Source organism: Pseudomonas sichuanensis, from assembly GCF_024749065.1.
GTDB classification, from domain to species: Bacteria; Pseudomonadota; Gammaproteobacteria; order Pseudomonadales; family Pseudomonadaceae; genus Aquipseudomonas; species Aquipseudomonas sichuanensis.
In genome coordinates this window covers 1,808,953-1,825,273 of the sequence record NZ_CP087185.1, presented here as the reverse complement: position 1 = coordinate 1,825,273, position 16,321 = coordinate 1,808,953, and the positions used below count along the sequence as shown (strand labels likewise).

General features: G+C 65.7%; 13 protein-coding genes. 6 read left to right on the top strand and 7 right to left on the bottom strand.

All coding sequences use genetic code 11. The features are described 5' to 3' along the window. Positions 1-30 precede the first annotated feature (30 nt). The 7 genes from LOY51_RS08470 to flhA all read right to left on the bottom strand — a co-directional run bounded on the left by LOY51_RS08470 (position 31) and on the right by flhA (position 8,693). Entirely contained in the window at positions 31-2,259 is a 2,229-nt protein-coding gene (locus tag LOY51_RS08470; protein ID WP_258645687.1) for a chemotaxis protein CheA, read from the bottom strand. A 12-nt stretch (positions 2,260-2,271) separates the two neighbouring features. Then, positions 2,272-3,060 (bottom strand): protein phosphatase CheZ, encoded by a 789-nt coding sequence (locus LOY51_RS08465; protein WP_125857943.1) that lies wholly within the window; start codon positions 3,058-3,060, stop codon positions 2,272-2,274. A gap of 18 nt (positions 3,061-3,078) precedes the next feature. Further along, on the bottom strand, positions 3,079-3,453 hold the full coding sequence (locus LOY51_RS08460) for a chemotaxis response regulator CheY (protein WP_178125875.1): 375 nt from the start codon (positions 3,451-3,453) through the stop codon (positions 3,079-3,081). A gap of 103 nt (positions 3,454-3,556) precedes the next feature. Next, entirely contained in the window at positions 3,557-4,297 is a 741-nt protein-coding gene (gene fliA, locus LOY51_RS08455) for an RNA polymerase sigma factor FliA (protein ID WP_110995267.1), read from the bottom strand. After that, on the bottom strand, positions 4,294-5,127 hold the full coding sequence (fleN, locus tag LOY51_RS08450; RefSeq protein WP_008093270.1) for a flagellar synthesis regulator FleN: 834 nt from the start codon (positions 5,125-5,127) through the stop codon (positions 4,294-4,296). The genes fliA and fleN overlap by 4 nt, the downstream gene beginning before the upstream one ends. Before the next feature lie 114 nt (positions 5,128-5,241). Beyond that, positions 5,242-6,552: a flagellar biosynthesis GTPase FlhF gene (gene flhF, locus LOY51_RS08445; protein WP_125857942.1), complete on the bottom strand. Its 1,311-nt coding sequence runs from the start codon at positions 6,550-6,552 to the stop codon at positions 5,242-5,244. Between the two features lie 11 nt (positions 6,553-6,563). Then, entirely contained in the window at positions 6,564-8,693 is a 2,130-nt protein-coding gene (gene flhA, locus LOY51_RS08440; RefSeq protein ID WP_110995265.1) for a flagellar biosynthesis protein FlhA, read from the bottom strand. 570 nt (positions 8,694-9,263) lie between these two features. Here flhA and LOY51_RS08435 point away from each other — a divergent pair. The 6 genes from LOY51_RS08435 to LOY51_RS08410 are packed head-to-tail and all read left to right on the top strand — an operon-like array spanning position 9,264 to position 16,069. Further along, positions 9,264-10,223: an AAA family ATPase gene (locus tag LOY51_RS08435; RefSeq protein WP_110995264.1), complete on the top strand. Its 960-nt coding sequence runs from the start codon at positions 9,264-9,266 to the stop codon at positions 10,221-10,223. A gap of 4 nt (positions 10,224-10,227) precedes the next feature. After that, positions 10,228-11,172, top strand: a complete 945-nt coding sequence (locus LOY51_RS08430; RefSeq protein ID WP_125857940.1) for a DUF58 domain-containing protein — start codon at positions 10,228-10,230, stop codon at positions 11,170-11,172. Beyond that, positions 11,169-11,663, top strand: coding sequence for a DUF4381 domain-containing protein (locus tag LOY51_RS08425; protein WP_125463290.1), 495 nt, complete (start codon positions 11,169-11,171; stop codon positions 11,661-11,663). The genes LOY51_RS08430 and LOY51_RS08425 overlap by 4 nt, the downstream gene beginning before the upstream one ends. Next, positions 11,656-12,732, top strand: coding sequence for a vWA domain-containing protein (locus tag LOY51_RS08420; RefSeq protein WP_125463289.1), 1,077 nt, complete (start codon positions 11,656-11,658; stop codon positions 12,730-12,732). The genes LOY51_RS08425 and LOY51_RS08420 overlap by 8 nt, the downstream gene beginning before the upstream one ends. Further along, on the top strand, positions 12,729-14,447 hold the full coding sequence (locus LOY51_RS08415; RefSeq protein WP_258645679.1) for a vWA domain-containing protein: 1,719 nt from the start codon (positions 12,729-12,731) through the stop codon (positions 14,445-14,447). Before LOY51_RS08420 ends, LOY51_RS08415 begins: the two co-directional genes overlap by 4 nt. Further along, the gene (locus LOY51_RS08410; protein WP_258645676.1) at positions 14,444-16,069 is read left to right on the top strand and encodes a BatD family protein; all 1,626 of its coding nucleotides are present in this window, start codon (positions 14,444-14,446) and stop codon (positions 16,067-16,069) included. The genes LOY51_RS08415 and LOY51_RS08410 overlap by 4 nt, the downstream gene beginning before the upstream one ends. The last annotated feature ends 252 nt before the right edge of the window (positions 16,070-16,321 follow it).

Sequence of the window (16,321 nt, the reverse complement as noted above, 5' to 3'; positions counted from 1 at the left end):
TGGCGCACCCGCCAGGGCGCGCCACCGAAATCAAATACGCCGGGCGGCGTAACGCTTGAGCATGCTCGGAACGTCGAGGATCAACGCGATACGGCCGTCACCGGTGATGGTGGCGCCGGACATGCCCGGGGTACCCTGCAGCATCTTGCCCAGCGGCTTGATCACCACTTCTTCCTGCCCCACCAACTGGTCGACCACGAAGCCGATGCGCTGGGTGCCCACCGACAGAATCACCACGTGGCCTTCGTGCTGCTCCTCGTGCGCCTGGTCCTGGACCAGCCAACGCTTGAGGTAGAACAGCGGCAGCGCCTTGTCGCGGACGATCACCACCTCCTGGCCGTCGACCACGTTGGTGCGCGACAGGTCGAGGTGGAAGATCTCGTTGACGTTGACCAGCGGGAAGGCAAACGCCTGGTTGGCCAGCATCACCATCAAGGTCGGCATGATCGCCAAGGTCAGCGGCACCTTGATGACGATCTTCGAGCCCTGGCCCTTGGCCGAGAAGATGTTGATCGAACCGTTGAGCTGGGAAATCTTGGTCTTCACCACGTCCATGCCGACACCGCGGCCGGACACGTCGGAGATCTCGGTCTTGGTCGAGAAGCCCGGGGCGAAGATCAGGTTGTAGCAGTCCGACTCGCTCAGGCGGTCGGCGGCGTCCTTGTCCATCAGGCCCTTCTCGACGGCCTTGGCACGCAGCACGCTTGGGTCCATGCCCTTGCCGTCGTCGGAGATCGACAACAGGATGTGGTCGCCTTCCTGTTCCGCCGACAGCACCACGCGGCCGGTACGGGCCTTGCCCGAAGCTTCGCGCTCGTCGGGCATCTCTACACCATGGTCGACGGCGTTGCGCACCAAGTGCACCAACGGGTCGGCCAGGGCCTCGACCAGGTTCTTGTCGAGGTCGGTCTCTTCACCGACCAGTTCCAGGTTGATCTCTTTCTTGAGCTGGCGCGCCAGGTCACGAACCAAGCGCGGGAAGCGACCGAAGACCTTCTTGATCGGCTGCATGCGGGTCTTCATGACCGCGGTCTGCAGGTCGGCGGTGACCACGTCGAGGTTGGACACGGCCTTGGACATGGCCTCGTCGCCGCTGTTCAGGCCCAGGCGTACCAGGCGATTACGCACCAGCACCAGTTCGCCGACCATGTTCATGATCTCGTCCAGGCGCGCAGTGTCGACCCGCACCGTGGTTTCCGCTTCGCTGGCGCCATGCTTCTCGGCGGCCGGTGCCGGGGCACGGGCAGGAGCCGCAGCGGCCGGCTTGGCGGCAGCAGCCGGGGCCGGTGCGGCAGCTGGCGCAGGTGCAGGCTTGGCCACAGGCTTTGCTTCTGCCTTGGGCGCGGTCGCCACGGCGGCAGCGGGTGCTTCGGCAACCGCCGCATCAGCGGAGAACTTGCCCTTGCCATGCAACTGGTCCAGCAGTGCTTCGAATTCATGCTCGCTGATGTCATCGCCCCCAGCAGCAGGCGCGGCACTTGCAGCCGGCGCGGCAGCGCCCTGCAGTGCATCGACGGCGAAGGTGCCCTTGCCGTGCAACTGGTCAAGCAACGACTCGAACTCGTCGTCGGTAATCTCGTCGCTGGCTGCAGCGGGAGCGGCAGTTGCCGGCTCGCTGGCCGCCACTTCGGTCGAAAACTGGCCTTTGCCGTGCAACTGGTCGAGCAGGTTTTCGAACTCGGCGTCGGTGATCTCGTCACCGCCGGTGACCGGCGCCTCGCCTTGCATCTGCTCATGCAGCTCGGCTTCGGCCTTGACCGCGTCGAGCGAATTGAGCAGTTGCTCGAACTCGGTGTCGGTGATGTCCGGCTCGGCGCTGGCCTCGACCACAGGCTCGGCCTCGACCACGGCGGCGGGTGCCTGGGCGGTACCCGGTTCGGCCAGGCGCGACAGCGCCGCCAGCAGCTCCGGGGTGGCCGGGGTGACATCGGTACGCTCACGCACCTGGCCGAACATGCTGTTGACCGTGTCGAGCGCTTCAAGCACCACGTCCATCAGTTCCGCGTCGACCCGGCGCTCACCTTTGCGCAGGATGTCGAACACGTTTTCGGCGATGTGGCAGCACTCCACCAGTTCGTTGAGCTGAAGGAAGCCGGCGCCCCCTTTTACAGTGTGGAAACCGCGGAAAATCGCATTGAGCAGGTCCGCATCATCGGGCCGGCTTTCCAGCTCGACCAGTTGCTCGGACAACAACTCGAGGATTTCGCCGGCCTCTACCAGGAAATCCTGAAGGATTTCTTCATCGGCGCCGAAGCTCATTAAACGTGCTCCTTAAAAACCCAGGCTGGACAGCAGATCATCGACATCGTCCTGACCGGACACGACGTCTTCACGCTTATCGGCATGAATCTGCGGACCTTCACCCCGAGTCGGATGTTTTTCTTCATCTTTTTCAGCGCGCAGCTGCTGGTGGTCATGTTCGATACCGGCGAAGCGGTCGACCTGGCTGGCCATCAGCACGAGCTTGAGCAGATTGCTTTCTACTTCGGTGACCAGCGCGGTAACCCGCTTGATCACCTGGCCGGTCAGGTCCTGATAGTCCTGAGCCAGCAAGATATCGTTGAGGTGCCCGGCGACCTTGCGGTTGCCTTCGGCACTGTGCGCCAGGAAACTGTCGACACGCTTGACCAGCTCACGGAATTCCGGCGCCGCCACTTCGCGGCGCATGAAGCGCTGCCAATCGGCGGACAGGTCCTGGGCTTCGCTGGCCAGGGTGTTGAGCACCGGCGTGCTCTCCTCCACCAGGTCCATGGTGCGGTTGGCCGCGCCTTCGGTGAGGCGCACCACGTATGAAAGGCGCTCGGTGGCATCGGTGATCTGCGAGACCTCCTCGGCCTGCGGCATCGCCGGATCGATCTGGAAACTGACGATCGCACTGTGCAGTTCACGGGTGAGTTTGCCGACTTCCTGATACAAGCCCCGGTCGCGAGTCTGGTTGAGCTGATGAATCAGCTGCACCGCATCGCCGAAACGGCCGCGCTCGAGGCTCTCGACCAGTTCCTGGGCATGTTTTTTCAGGGTTGATTCGAACTCACCCAGCGAGTTGTTGGTTGACTCCATGGCGCCCCCTGAGGTGACTCAGCCGTTGACGCGTTCGAAGATCTTCTCGATCTTTTCTTTGAGCACCTGGGCGGTGAAAGGCTTGACCACATAGCCGTTTACCCCGGCCTGGGCCGCTTCGATGATCTGCTCACGCTTGGCTTCGGCGGTCACCATCAGCACCGGCAGGTGCTTCAGACGCTCGTCAGCGCGGACTTTGCGCAGCAGTTCGATACCGGACATGCCCGGCATGTTCCAGTCGGTCACCAGGAAATCGAAGTGGCCGCTTTCCAGCATCGGCAACGCGGTGTTGCCGTCGTCAGCTTCCGAGGTATTGGTGAACCCCAGATCACGCAACAGGTTCTTGATGATCCGCCGCATCGTCGAAAAGTCGTCAACGATGAGGATTTTCATGTCTTTGTTCAAGTAGACCTCCAAGCAGTCTTAAACGCGCTCGGCGCCGAGCGCGCAGTCAATCAATTCGGTAGAGCAAAAAACGACTGCATCGAACCCGGGCTCAGCGTGCCCGCCATTCCCCCAGGCGGCCGCGCAAACGCGCCGCGCACTGGCTATGCAACTGGCTGACACGTGACTCGCTGACCCCCAGTACCTCACCGATTTCCTTGAGGTTCAGCTCTTCGTCGTAGTACAGCGCGAGCACCAGGCGCTCACGCTCCGGCAGGTTGGCGATCGCCTCGGCCAGGGCGCGCTGGAAGCGCTCGTCTTCCAGGTCACGCGATGGCTCCAGCTGGCCGCTGGCCCCGTCCTCGTGCAAACCTTCGTGTTCACCGTCCTGCAACAGGTCGTCAAAACTGAACAGGCGGCTGCCCAAGGTGTCGTTCAGAATCCCGTAGTAATCATCGAGACTCAATTGGAGTTCGGCAGCAACCTCGTGATCTTTAGCGTCGCGACCAGTTCTTGCTTCAACCGAGCGCATTGCGTCACTGACCATGCGCGTATTGCGGTGCACCGAACGTGGTGCCCAATCTCCCTTGCGCACCTCGTCGAGCATGGCGCCGCGGATGCGGATGCCGGCGTAAGTCTCGAAGCTGGCGCCCTTGCTGGCGTCGTACTTGTTGGCGACTTCCAGCAGGCCGATCATGCCGGCCTGGATCAGGTCCTCGACCTGCACGTTGGCCGGCAGGCGCGCCAGCAGGTGGTAGGCGATGCGCTTGACCAGCGGCGCGTAGCGCTCGACCAGCTCGTACTGGGCGTCCTTCGACGCCTTGCTGTACATCTTGAAGCCGCTCGCACTCATAGCACTGGCCCCGCGCTGGTGGGCTGCACCAGACGCTCGACGAAAAACTCCAGGTGCCCGCGTGGGTTGGCTGGCAGCGGCCAGCTGTCGACCTTCTGCGCGATGGCCTTGAAGGCCAGCGCACACTTGGACCGTGGGAAGGCCTCATAGACCGCCCGCTGCTTCTGCACCGCCTTGCGCACACATTCGTCGTAAGGCACGGCGCCGACGTATTGTAGGGCGACGTCGAGGAAGCGATCCGTGACCTTGGTCAATTTGGCGAACAGGTTGCGCCCTTCCTGCGGGCTCTGCGCCATGTTGGCCAGCACGCGGAAACGGTTCATGCCGTAGTCGCGGTTGAGCAGCTTGATCAGGGCGTAGGCATCGGTGATCGAGGTAGGCTCGTCACAGACCACCAGCAACACCTCTTGCGCCGCACGCACGAAGCTGACCACCGATTCGCCGATCCCGGCGGCGGTGTCGATCACCAGCACATCGAGGTTGTCGCCGATTTCGCTGAACGCCTGGATCAGGCCGGCGTGCTGGGCCGGTGCCAGGTGCACCATGCTCTGGGTGCCCGAGGCGGCCGGCACGATGCGTACCCCGCCCGGCCCCTGCAGCAGCACGTCACGCAGCTCGCAACGGCCCTCGATGACGTCGGCCAGGGTGCGCTTGGGTGTCAGGCCCAGCAGCACGTCGACATTGGCCAGGCCCAGGTCGGCGTCGAGCAGCATGACCCGGCGGCCGAGTTCGGCCAGCGCCAGGGACAGGTTCACTGAAACGTTGGTCTTGCCGACGCCACCTTTGCCACCGGTGACGGCGATCACCTGTACGGGATGCATGCTACCCATGTCTGTTGTTTACCTTGTCTTGCTTGGACCCAGGCCACATGAGGGGCTTGATGCTCAGCGCCGCGGCCAGGCCGGGCAACCCCATGATGTAGGTACTTTGCACAGTGTTCACCTTCACCCCGCCCGCTTGCCGGGGTTGTGGTAGAGATCAGCGAACATGTCGGCCATGGCCTCTTCGCTGGGCTCGTCCTGCATCTGTACGCTCACCGCGCGGCTCACCAACTGGTGTTTACGCGGCAATTGCAGGTCATCCGGAATGCGTGGCCCGTCGGTCAGGTAGGCAATCGGCAATTCGTGACCGATGGCCAGGCTCAGCACTTCACCGAGGCAGGCAGTTTCATCGAGCTTGGTCAGGATGCAACCGGCCAGGCCGCAGCGCTTGTAGCTGTGGTAGGCGGCGGTGAGCACCTGTTTCTGGCTGGTGGTGGCCAGTACCAGATAGTTCTTCGAGGCGATGCCACGCCCGGCCAGCGTCTCCAGCTGCATGCGCAGCGCCGGGTCGCTGGCCTGCAGGCCGGCGGTATCGATCAGCACCACGCGCTTGCGCAGCAGCGGTTCGAGCGCCTGGGCCAGGGACTCGCCCGGGTCGACGTAGGTAACCGGCACATTGAGGATGCGCCCCAGGGTTTTCAGCTGTTCCTGGGCGCCGATGCGGAAGCTGTCCATGCTCACCAGGGCGATATTGCTCGCGCCGTACTTGAGCACATAGCGTGCGGCCAGTTTCGCCAGGGTAGTGGTCTTGCCCATGCCGGCCGGGCCGACCATGGCGATCACCCCGCCCTCTTCGATCGGCTCGACCTCGGGCACGTCGATCATCCGCGCCAGGTGCGCCAGGACCATGCGCCAGGCGTGGCGCGGCTCTTCGATTTCGGCGGTCAGCTCAAGCAGTTCGCGGGCCAGCCCGCCCGACAAGCCCAAGCGCTGCAGGCGGCGCCAGAGGTTGGCCTGTTGTGGCTTGTTACCTTGCAGCTGGCTCCAGGCCAGCGAACCGAGCTGCACTTCAAGCAGCTCGCGCAGGCCGGTGAGCTCCGAGCGCATGGCGTCGAACAGGCGCGGGTCGACCGGCGCGGCAGCCGGTGCGGCAGGCGCCGCAGGCACGTCGACATGCGGCTCGACCAGCGGTTCGGAAGCGGTCAGCGACTGGCCGGCGAACAACTGCCGGTTGCCCTCGCCGATTTCGTTGCGCCCGCTGATTTCAGCCTGGGCGGTGACAATGCGCGACTGGGTCTTGCGCAACTCGTCCTCGAGCTCGGCATTGGGCACCCGTGGGGCCAGGGCGGACAGCTTGTAGTCCAGCGCGGCCGTCAACTCGACACCGCCAGCGATGCGCCGGTTGCCGATGATGGCGGCATCGGAGCCAAGCTCATCACGAACCAGCTTCATGGCCTGACGCATATCGGCGGCGAAAAAACGCTTAACTTGCATAACCCACTACCTCAGCCGTTGGGGCCCACGGTGGCAACAATGGTGACTTGCTTGTTGTCAGGTATTTCCTGATACGCCAAAACATGCAAATTCGGTACAGCCAGGCGACCGAAACGCGACAGCATGGCGCGGATCGGGCCCGCCACCAGAAGGATGGCCGGCTGGCCCTGCATTTCCTGACGCTGGGCCGCCTCGATCAACGAGCGCTGAAGCTTTTCGGCCATGCTCGGTTCAAGAAGAACACCGTCTTCCTGACCTTGCCCGGCCCTTTGCAAACTATTGAGCAAGATCTGTTCCAACCTTGGCTCAAGGGTGATCACAGGCAGCTCGGACTCAACGCCGACAATGCTTTGAACGATAGCGCGGGATAACCCGACCCGCACCACCGCCACCAGCGCGGCGGTATCTTGACTCTTCACCGCATTGTTGGCGATGGCTTCGGCAATGCTGCGAATGTCGCGTACCGGCACCTGCTCGGAAAGCAACGCCTGCAGAACCTTGAGCAAACCCGACAAGGAAATGACACCCGGCACCAGCTCTTCCGCCAGTTTCGGCGACGCCTTGGCCAGCACCTGCAGCAACTGCTGGACTTCTTCATGGCCGATCAGCTCATGGCAGTGCTTCTGCAGGATCTGGTTGAGGTGGGTGGCGACCACGGTACTGGCATCCACCACTGTGTAACCCAGCGACTGCGCCTGGGCGCGCTGACCCACATCGATCCACACCGCCTCCAGGCCGAACGCCGGGTCGCGCGAGGCGATGCCGTTGAGCGTGCCGAATACCTGGCCGGGGTTGATTGCCAGCTCACGGTCCGGGTAGATCTCGGCCTCTGCCAGGATCACGCCCATCAGCGTCAGGCGATAGGCACTGGGCTGCAGGTCGAGGTTGTCGCGAATGTGCACGGTGGGCATGAGGAAGCCCAGGTCCTGGGACAGCTTCTTGCGCACACCCTTGATCCGCGCCAGCAATTGGCCGCCCTGGTTGCGATCCACCAGCGGAATCAGGCGATAACCCACCTCCAGGCCGATCATGTCGATGGGGGTGACGTCATCCCAGCCCAGTTCCTTGGTGTCCATGGCACGCTGCGGCGATGGCAGCAGGTCCTGCTGGCGCTGAATCTCTTCCAAGGCCAGGGCCTTGGCCTTCTGCTGCTTCTTCCACACCAGGTAGGCAGCGCCGGCGGCCACCCCGCCCAGGCTGAGGAAAGCCATGTGCGGCATGCCCGGCACCAGGCCCATGACGATCATCAGCGCGCCGGAAACCGCCAGGGCCTTGGGCGAATCGAACATCTGCCGATTGATCAGCTTGCCCATGTCCTCGGAGCCCGAAGCACGGGTCACCATGATCGCGGCAGCGGTGGACAGCAGCAGTGATGGCAATTGCGCCACCAAACCGTCACCGATGGTCAGCAGCGCGTAAACCTTGCCGGCATCGCTGAAGGTCATGCCGTGCTGCAGCATGCCGATCAGCATGCCGCCGATGAGGTTGATGAACAGGATCAGCAGGCCGGCGATGGCATCGCCACGGACGAACTTGCTGGCACCGTCCATCGAGCCGTAGAACTCGGCCTCCTGGGCCACTTCGCTACGACGCGCCTTGGCCTGGGCCTGGTCGATCAGGCCGGCATTGAGGTCGGCGTCGATGGCCATCTGTTTGCCGGGCATGGCGTCAAGGGTGAAACGCGCGCTCACCTCGGAGATACGCCCGGCGCCCTTGGTCACCACCACGAAGTTGATGATCATGAGGATGGCGAACACCACCGCACCGACGACGTAGTTGCCGCCGATCACCACTTCACCGAACGCCTGGATCACCTTGCCCGCGGCGCCATGCCCTTCCTGGCCATGCAGCATGACCACGCGGGTGGACGCGACGTTCAGCGCCAGGCGCAACAGCGTGGCCACCAGCAGGATGGTCGGGAAGGCGGCGAAGTCGAGCGGGCGCAGGGCATAGACGCACACCAGCAGGACCACGATCGACAGGGCGATATTGAAGGTGAAGAACACGTCGAGCAGGAACGGCGGTATCGGCAACATCATCATTGCCAACATCACCAGCAGTAACAGCGGCACGCCGAGGTTGCCCCTGCCGAGACCGGCCAGGTTGTTGCGCGCGTTGCTGATTAACTGAGTGCGATCCACCGCGAGTCCTCTTGAAGCAAAACTTTGACGCCTGGGTGGCGCCTGGCGCTGGCTTTGCAAGAAGCTTTCCAACTTTGGGGAAAAGGTGGAGATGTGTTCGCCTTGAGAGGTGTTGCGCCTGTGAAATCGAGCGCCGCCCGCGCGGCGCTTCGCGGGTAAACCCGCTCCCACAGTTTGTTTCGGGCCAGTCTCTCCTGTGCCATTACCTGGTCCGCCTTGTTGGCACGACGCGGTAGTGAGGTGGGCACCACTGGCGCCTCACCTGACTTGAGACATGCGCCTAGGCGGGCAGCGGTACCCTCACAGGCATAATTGGCCCGAAACAGACTGTGGGAGCGGGTTTACCCGCGAAGCGCCGCGCGGGCGGCGCTCGATCTGTGCCCCAACCCCAAAACCAAGGCGAACACCCGGTGGCCCTGACGCAATTCCCAGCCGCCCTCACACACCCTTTCTTTTCAAGATTTTTACCCCCGCCCATTAGGCCCCGCACCCCCGGATAGATTAAAGTATCCCCCCGCCCGGCAACCGCGCCCCAGCGCACCCCAGGCCCACTCCCAGGAACCGTCGACGATGGAACACCGTGAGGCGCTGAACGCGCTGCGCACCTTTCTCTCTTCCCAGATCCTCGGCCAGGAAAAACTGGTCGAGCGCCTGCTGATCGTGCTGCTGGCCGACGGCCACATGCTCGTGGAGGGGGCTCCGGGCCTGGCCAAGACCAAGGCCATCAAAGAGCTCGCCGAGGGCATCGAAGCCGAATTCCATCGCATCCAGTTCACCCCCGACCTGCTCCCCGCCGACATCACCGGCACCGAAATCTACCGCCCGGAAACCGGCAGTTTCGTGTTCCAGCAGGGGCCGATCTTCCACAACTTGGTGCTGGCCGACGAAATCAACCGCGCCCCGGCCAAGGTCCAGTCGGCGCTGCTCGAAGCCATGGCCGAGCGCCAGGTCAGCGTCGGGCGCAGCACCTACGAGCTGTCGCCGCTGTTCCTGGTGATGGCCACGCAGAACCCGATCGAGCAGGAAGGCACCTACCCGCTGCCCGAAGCCCAACTCGACCGCTTCCTTATGCACGTGAAGATCGGCTTCCCCGATGCTGCGGTCGAGCGGCGCATCCTTCAGCAGGCCCGTGGCGAAGCACTGGGCGGTGAAGTGAAACCCGAGCGGCGGGTCAGCCAGCAGGCCATCTTCGCCGCACGCAAGGAAATCCTCGGCCTGTACATGGCCGACGCCGTGGAGGAATACCTGGTGCAACTGGTGATGGCCACGCGTACCCCGGCCAAGTTCGATAGCGAACTGGCCGACTGGATCGCCTATGGCGCCAGCCCGCGCGGCTCGATCGCCCTGGACCGCTGCGCACGCGCCCACGCCTGGCTGGCCGGGCGCGACTTCGTCAGCCCCGAGGACATCCAGGCGGTGCTGTTCGACGTGCTGCGCCACCGCATCATCCTGTCGTTCGAGGCCGAGGCCGCGGGGGTCGACCAGGACCGCGTGGTGCAGCGCATCCTCGACGTCGTCGCCGTCGCCTGAACCCATGCCCACCCGCACGCTGGCCGACTCCGGCATCCGCATCGGCCTCGCCGACTTGATCGACATGCGCCACCGTGTGCGCGAAATCCAGCTGTTCTCGCGGCCCGGGCAACGCAGCCCGCTGGTGGGCCTGCACCACTCCAAGCTGCGCGGGCGCGGGGTGGACTTCGACCAGGTGCGGGTCTACCAGGCCGGCGACGATGTGCGCAACATCGACTGGCGCGTCACCGCGCGCACCCAGGAGCCGCACACCAAGCTGTTCCATGAGGAGCGCGAGCGGCCGATTTTCATCATGGTCGAACAGAGCCAGCGCCTGTTCTTCGGCTCAGGGCTGATGTTCAAGTCGGTGCTGGCGGCCCAGGCCGCTGCCCTGTTCGGCTGGGCCGCGCTGGGCCACAACGACCGTATCGGCGGGCTGGTGTTCGGTGACAACGAGCACCTGGAGATCAAGCCACGGCGCAGCAAACAAAGCCTGCTGCAGTTGCTCAACCGCCTGGCGAAGGTCAACCAGGCCTTGCATACCGAAGCCCTGCCCCAGGCCGACAGCCTCGGCCTGGCCCTGCGCCGGGCGCGCGAGGTACTGCGCCCGGGCAGCCTGGCCATCGTCATCTGCGACGAACGCGCCCTCAGCGCCAGCGTCGAGCAACACCTGGCGATGCTCTCGCGCCATTGCGATGTGCTGCTGTTGCCGGTCAGCGACCCGCTGGACCACGCCCTGCCCGCCGCCGGCTTGTTGCGCTTCGCCCAGCGCGGTGCGCAACTGGAACTCGACACCCTCGACGCCAACCTGCGCCAGGCTTATCGCCAGCAGGCCGAAGCACGCATCGAGCGCTGGGAGTTGCTGGCGCAAAAACTGCGGGTGGTGCTGATGCCGCTGAGCACCCAGAGCGAAATGATCGAGCAACTGCGCGAATACCTGAATGCCCAGCGCTCCGGGAGCCGCCAATGAACCCGTTGGATCAGCTGCAGCCTCTGATCGCCCCGGCGCCGATCGGCCTGTGGCCACCGGCGCCGGGCTGGTGGTTGCTGCTGGCCCTGCTGCCGTTGCTGGCCTGGGGTGCCTGGCGCCTGCGCCGCTGGCGCCCAGGCAAGCGCAAGGTGGTGCGTGCCGAACTGCCGCTGGACCCGGTGCGCGTCGAAGCGCTGGCAGAGCTGGCGCGCCTGCCGCGCCCCTACGACGGTGTGCCGGCCGGCGCCTGGCTGCAGCAGATCAACGCCCTGCTCAAACGCCTGTGCCGCAACCACTACCCCGGCGCCAACAGCCATACCCTCAATGGCCGGCAATGGCTGGCCTTCCTCGACAACCGCTGCCCGGCCGCCGGCCTGACACGCTGGATGGTGCTGGTCGAAGGCGCCTACAAGCCCGAGTGCAAGCTCGACGATAAAGCCATCGCCGGGCTCGCCCAGGCGGTCGAAACCTGGATCCGCAAGCATGTTTGAACTGGCCTGGCCGTGGCTCCTGGCGTTGTTCCCGCTGCCCTGGCTGGCGCGCCTGGTGCTGCCCGCCGCCGACAGTGGCGAGCCGGTACTCAAGGTCGGCTTCCTCGACGAGCTCGAAGGCCTGGCCGGGCGCCGCGCACGGCTGAACCTGCCGACCTGGCGCCAACAGGCGCCGTTCATCCTGATCTGGTTGCTGTTGCTGCTGGCCGCCGCCCGCCCGCAATGGCTGGGCGAGCCGGTGCCGGTGTCGGCCAGCGGCCGCGACCTGCTGGTGGCGGTGGATGTGTCCGGTTCCATGGACTTCCCCGACATGCAATGGCAAGGCGAGGAAATCAGCCGGCTGGACCTGGTCAAGGCCCTGATGGGCGACTTCCTCCAGGACCGCCAGGGCGACCGGGTCGGGCTGATCCTGTTCGGCAGCCAGGCCTACCTGCAGGCCCCGCTGACCTTCGACCGGCGCACCGTGCGCACCTTCCTCGACGAAGCGCAGATCGGCATCGCCGGCAAGAACACCGCCGTCGGCGACGCCATCGGCCTGGCGGTCAAGCGCCTGCGCCAGCGCCCGGCACAAAGCCGGGTGCTGGTACTGATTACCGACGGCGCCAACAACGGCGGGCAGATACACCCGCTGACCGCCGCCCGCCTGGCGGCCCAGGAAGGCGTGCGCATCTATACCATCGGCATCGGCGCCAACCCCGAGGCCAGCGGCACCCCCGGCCTGCTCGGGCTGAACCCGAGCCTGGACCTGGACGAGGCCTCGCTCAAGGAGATTGCCGACATCACCCACGGCAGCTACTTCCGTGCCCATGACGGCGCTGAGCTCAACGCCATCGGCGACACCCTCGACCAATTGGAACCGGTGGCCCAGCAACCCACCCAGGCCCGCACCGCCAGCGAGCTGTACGCCTGGCCGCTGGCCCTGGCCCTGCTGCTCAGCGTGCTGCTGGTGGTAGCCGTGCAGTGGCCGGACAACCTGCTGCAACGCCTGCTGCGCAAACCGCGCTTTCTGCAGCCGCACCCCGAATGGCGCCAGCGCCTCAAACGCCTGCGCCTGAGGAGGCGGCGATGATCGAACTCTGGCCGCAATGGCTACGCCCACTCTGGCTGCTGGTAGTGCCCCTGCTCGGCTGGCTGCTGTTCAAGCTCTGGCACCGGCGCAAGCGTGCCGGGCGCTGGCAACTGATCCTGCCCCAGCAGTTCCACGCCGTGCTACTCGGTGGCGGCAGCGGCAGCACCAGCAAACTGCCCTGGGTCGCCCTGGGCCTGGCCTGGCTGCTGGTGGTGCTGGCCCTGCTCGGGCCAAGCTGGCAGCGCCTTGAAGAAACCCGCCAGCGCCCCGCCGACCCGCTGGTGATCCTGCTCGAGCTCACCCCGCAGATGCTCGCCGAAGACACCGCGCCCAACCGCCTGGAGCAGGCCCGGCGCAAGATCCTCGACCTGCTCGAACACCGGCGTGACAGCCAGACCGCGCTGGTGGTCTACGCCGGCTCCGCGCACACCCTGGTGCCGCTGTCCGACGACCTCGGTACCACGCGCAATCTGCTCGAATCGATCGACCCGTCGATCATGCCCCAGCCCGGCCAGCGCGCCGACCTGGCCGTGCAGAAAGGCCTCTCGCTGCTGGCCCAGAGCGGCCTTGGCCAGGGCCGCCTGCTGCTGATCGGCTCGGCCCTGAGCGAACAGGAGCGCGACGGCATCACCAAGGCCCTGGGCCGCCAGGGCCCAAGCCTGTTGATGCTGGGCATCGGCAGCACTGAAGGCGCGCCCGTGCGCCAGGCCAACGGCGAGTACCTCAAGGACGATCAGGGCGGCATCCTCATGCCGCGTCTGGACAGCGCCGCGCTCAAGAGCTTCATCAATGGCACCGGCGGGCGCTACCGCCACGCCCGGATCGACGACCTCGACCTGCGCGGCCTGGGCCTGTTCGACAACCCACGCCTGCTGCGCAACGACGGCCAGACCGTGCAACTGGACAGCTGGGCAGACCAGGGTTACTGGCTGTTGCTGCCCCTGCTGCTGCTGGCCGCCTGCGCCGGTCGACGCGGGTGGCTGTTCTGCCTGCCGCTGCTGCTGGCGCTGCCGCAACCGAGCCAGGCCTTCGAGTTCAATGACCTGTGGCTAAGGCCGGACCAGCAGGGCCAGCAGTTGCTCCAGCGCCAGCAACCGGCGGCGGCCGCGCGCCACTTCCAGGACCCGCAATGGCGCGGCATGGCCCTGTACCAGGCCGGCGACTTCGCGGGCGCCGCCGCCGCCTTCGCCCAAGGCAGCGACGCCGCCGCCCACTACAATCGAGGCAATGCCCTGGCCCGCGCCGGCGAGCTGGAAGCGGCGCTGGACGCCTACGAACAGGCGCTGGAGCGCCAGCCCGACCTGAAGCCGGCGCTGGACAACCAGGCCCTGGTCCAGCAGCTGCTGCAACAGCGCGAGGCCAAGGCCGAGGAACCGCCGGCCAATGCCGATGCCCAGGACACACCCGGCACCGACAACCAAGGCAACAGCAGTTCATCCAGCGCCCAGGGAACCCCTGGCGCCGATGAGCAGGCCCAGCCAGAGCAGTCCGCTGAAAATGCCAACGGCAACACCAGCCAGACAGCGCCGGGCACTGCCGGGGGCAACGATGACAGTGTCACCCAGCCGCCACAGCGGCCGGTCTCCACCAGCCTCGACGCCGAACAGCGCCAGGCCCTGGAACAATGGCTGCGCGAGATCCCCGACAACCCGGCGGAGCTGTTGCGGCGCAAATTCTGGTATGAACAGCAATTGCATCAGGAAACCTCACGATGAGTCGCCTCGGCGTCTTGATTTTCACCCTGCTGTGGGCCCTGGCGGCCCAGGCCGAGCTCACCCTAAAGGCCAGTGTCGACCGCACGCGCCTGGAAGCCGGCGAAACCCTCGAGCTCACCCTCGAGAGCCAGGACGTCACCCAGTTCGGCAAACCCGACCTGCATGCCCTCGACGCCGACTTCGAGGTGCGCGGCACGCGCCAGCTCAACAGCCTGCACAGCCTTGACGGCGAAACCCGCGCCAGCACCCGCTGGATCATCACCCTGCTGCCGCGGCGCAGCGGCAGCCTGCGCATCCCCGAACTGCAACTGGGGCAGTCCCACAGCCAGGCCATCGACCTGCAAGTGCAGCAGGCCGAAAGCCAACGCCCGGACGTCGCCTCCCAGGTGTTCGTCGAGACCACCCTGGACAGCAACGAGGTGTATGTGCAGGCCCAGGCCGTGCTCACCTTGCGCATCTATCATTCGGTGGCGCTGTACGACGACAGCAGCCTCAGCCCGCTGCAACTGGACAACGCCAAGGTCGACCCGCTGGGTGAGTCGCGCACCTATGAAAAAGACATCAACGGCGTGCGCCACGGGGTGATCGAAACCCGCTACGCGCTCTACCCGCAGCAAAGTGGCGAGCTCGAAATCCCACCGCTGCAGTTCACCGCCACCGCCGCAGACAACGGCACGCAAGCGGCCGGCAGCCCCCGGGTCGGCCGCCAGGTGCAGGTCAGCTCGCTGCCGTTGCGCCTGACCGTCAAGCCAATCCCCGCCAACTATCCGAAAGACCGCCCCTGGCTGCCGACACGCAACCTGACCCTGGAAGAGCACTGGTACCCCGACCCAGCAAGCCAGCCTACCCAGATCGGCGACTCGCTGACGCGCAATGTCACCCTGCGCGCCGACGGGCTGTCGAGCACCCAGCTGCCGCCGCTGCCGGCCACCGAGGCAGTCGGCCTGCGCCGCTACCCGGACCAGCCGCTGCTGCGCAACGAGATCAGCGAGCGCGGCATGGTCGCCAACCGCGAAGAGCGCGAGGCGCTGGTGCCCACCCACAGTGGCGAGTTGGCCCTGCCGGCGCTGGAGGTGACCTGGTGGAACACCCTCGAAGACCACCTGCAACAGACCAGCCTGCCGGCGCGCACCCTCAGCGTGCAGGACAACCCGGCGCTGAGCGCCGACACCCCGGTCGGCGACAGCAGCAGCGCCAGCCGCCTGCTGTGGCCCTGGCAACTGGCCACGCTGATCCTGGCGCTGACCACCCTGCTCGGCTTCACCCTGTGGTGGCGCGCCCGCTCGCAACCGGCGGTGTTGCGCGCCGCGCAGACCGGCCCGAGCCCGCGCACACTGCTCGACGACCTCAAGCGTGCCTGCCAGGCCAACGACCCCCAGGCCACGCGCCAGGCGCTCGACGCCTGGGCGCGGCAGCAGCCGGAGACCCTGGCCGAGATGGCGGCGCGGTTCGTGCCGTTGTCGGATGCGCTGGATGGTTTGAACGGGGCGTTGTACAGCGAGAGCGGCCAGTATTGGCACGGGGATGAACTGTGGCGGGCGATCGGCGACATTCCCCGGGCCGAGCAGGTGCTGGCGCCGGCGGGTGAGGCGGGGAGCTTGCCGCCGTTGTATCCGAAATAGCTAGGGTTGGGCTTTTTGGGGTTTTGAGATCTATCGTGCGAGGGCGGCGAGGTGCCAGGCGACAGTCTTGCAGCGCTCTCGAGATCGAGCGCCGCCCGCGCGGCGCTTCGCGGGTAAACCCGCTCCCACAGTTTGTTTCGGGCCAATTATTCCTGTGAAAGTATCGGCGCCTGCCTTGGTGCATGTCTTGAACCATGTGGGGCGGCGGCAACGCCCACACTGAAACCGCGTCGTGCCAACAAGGCGGACCAG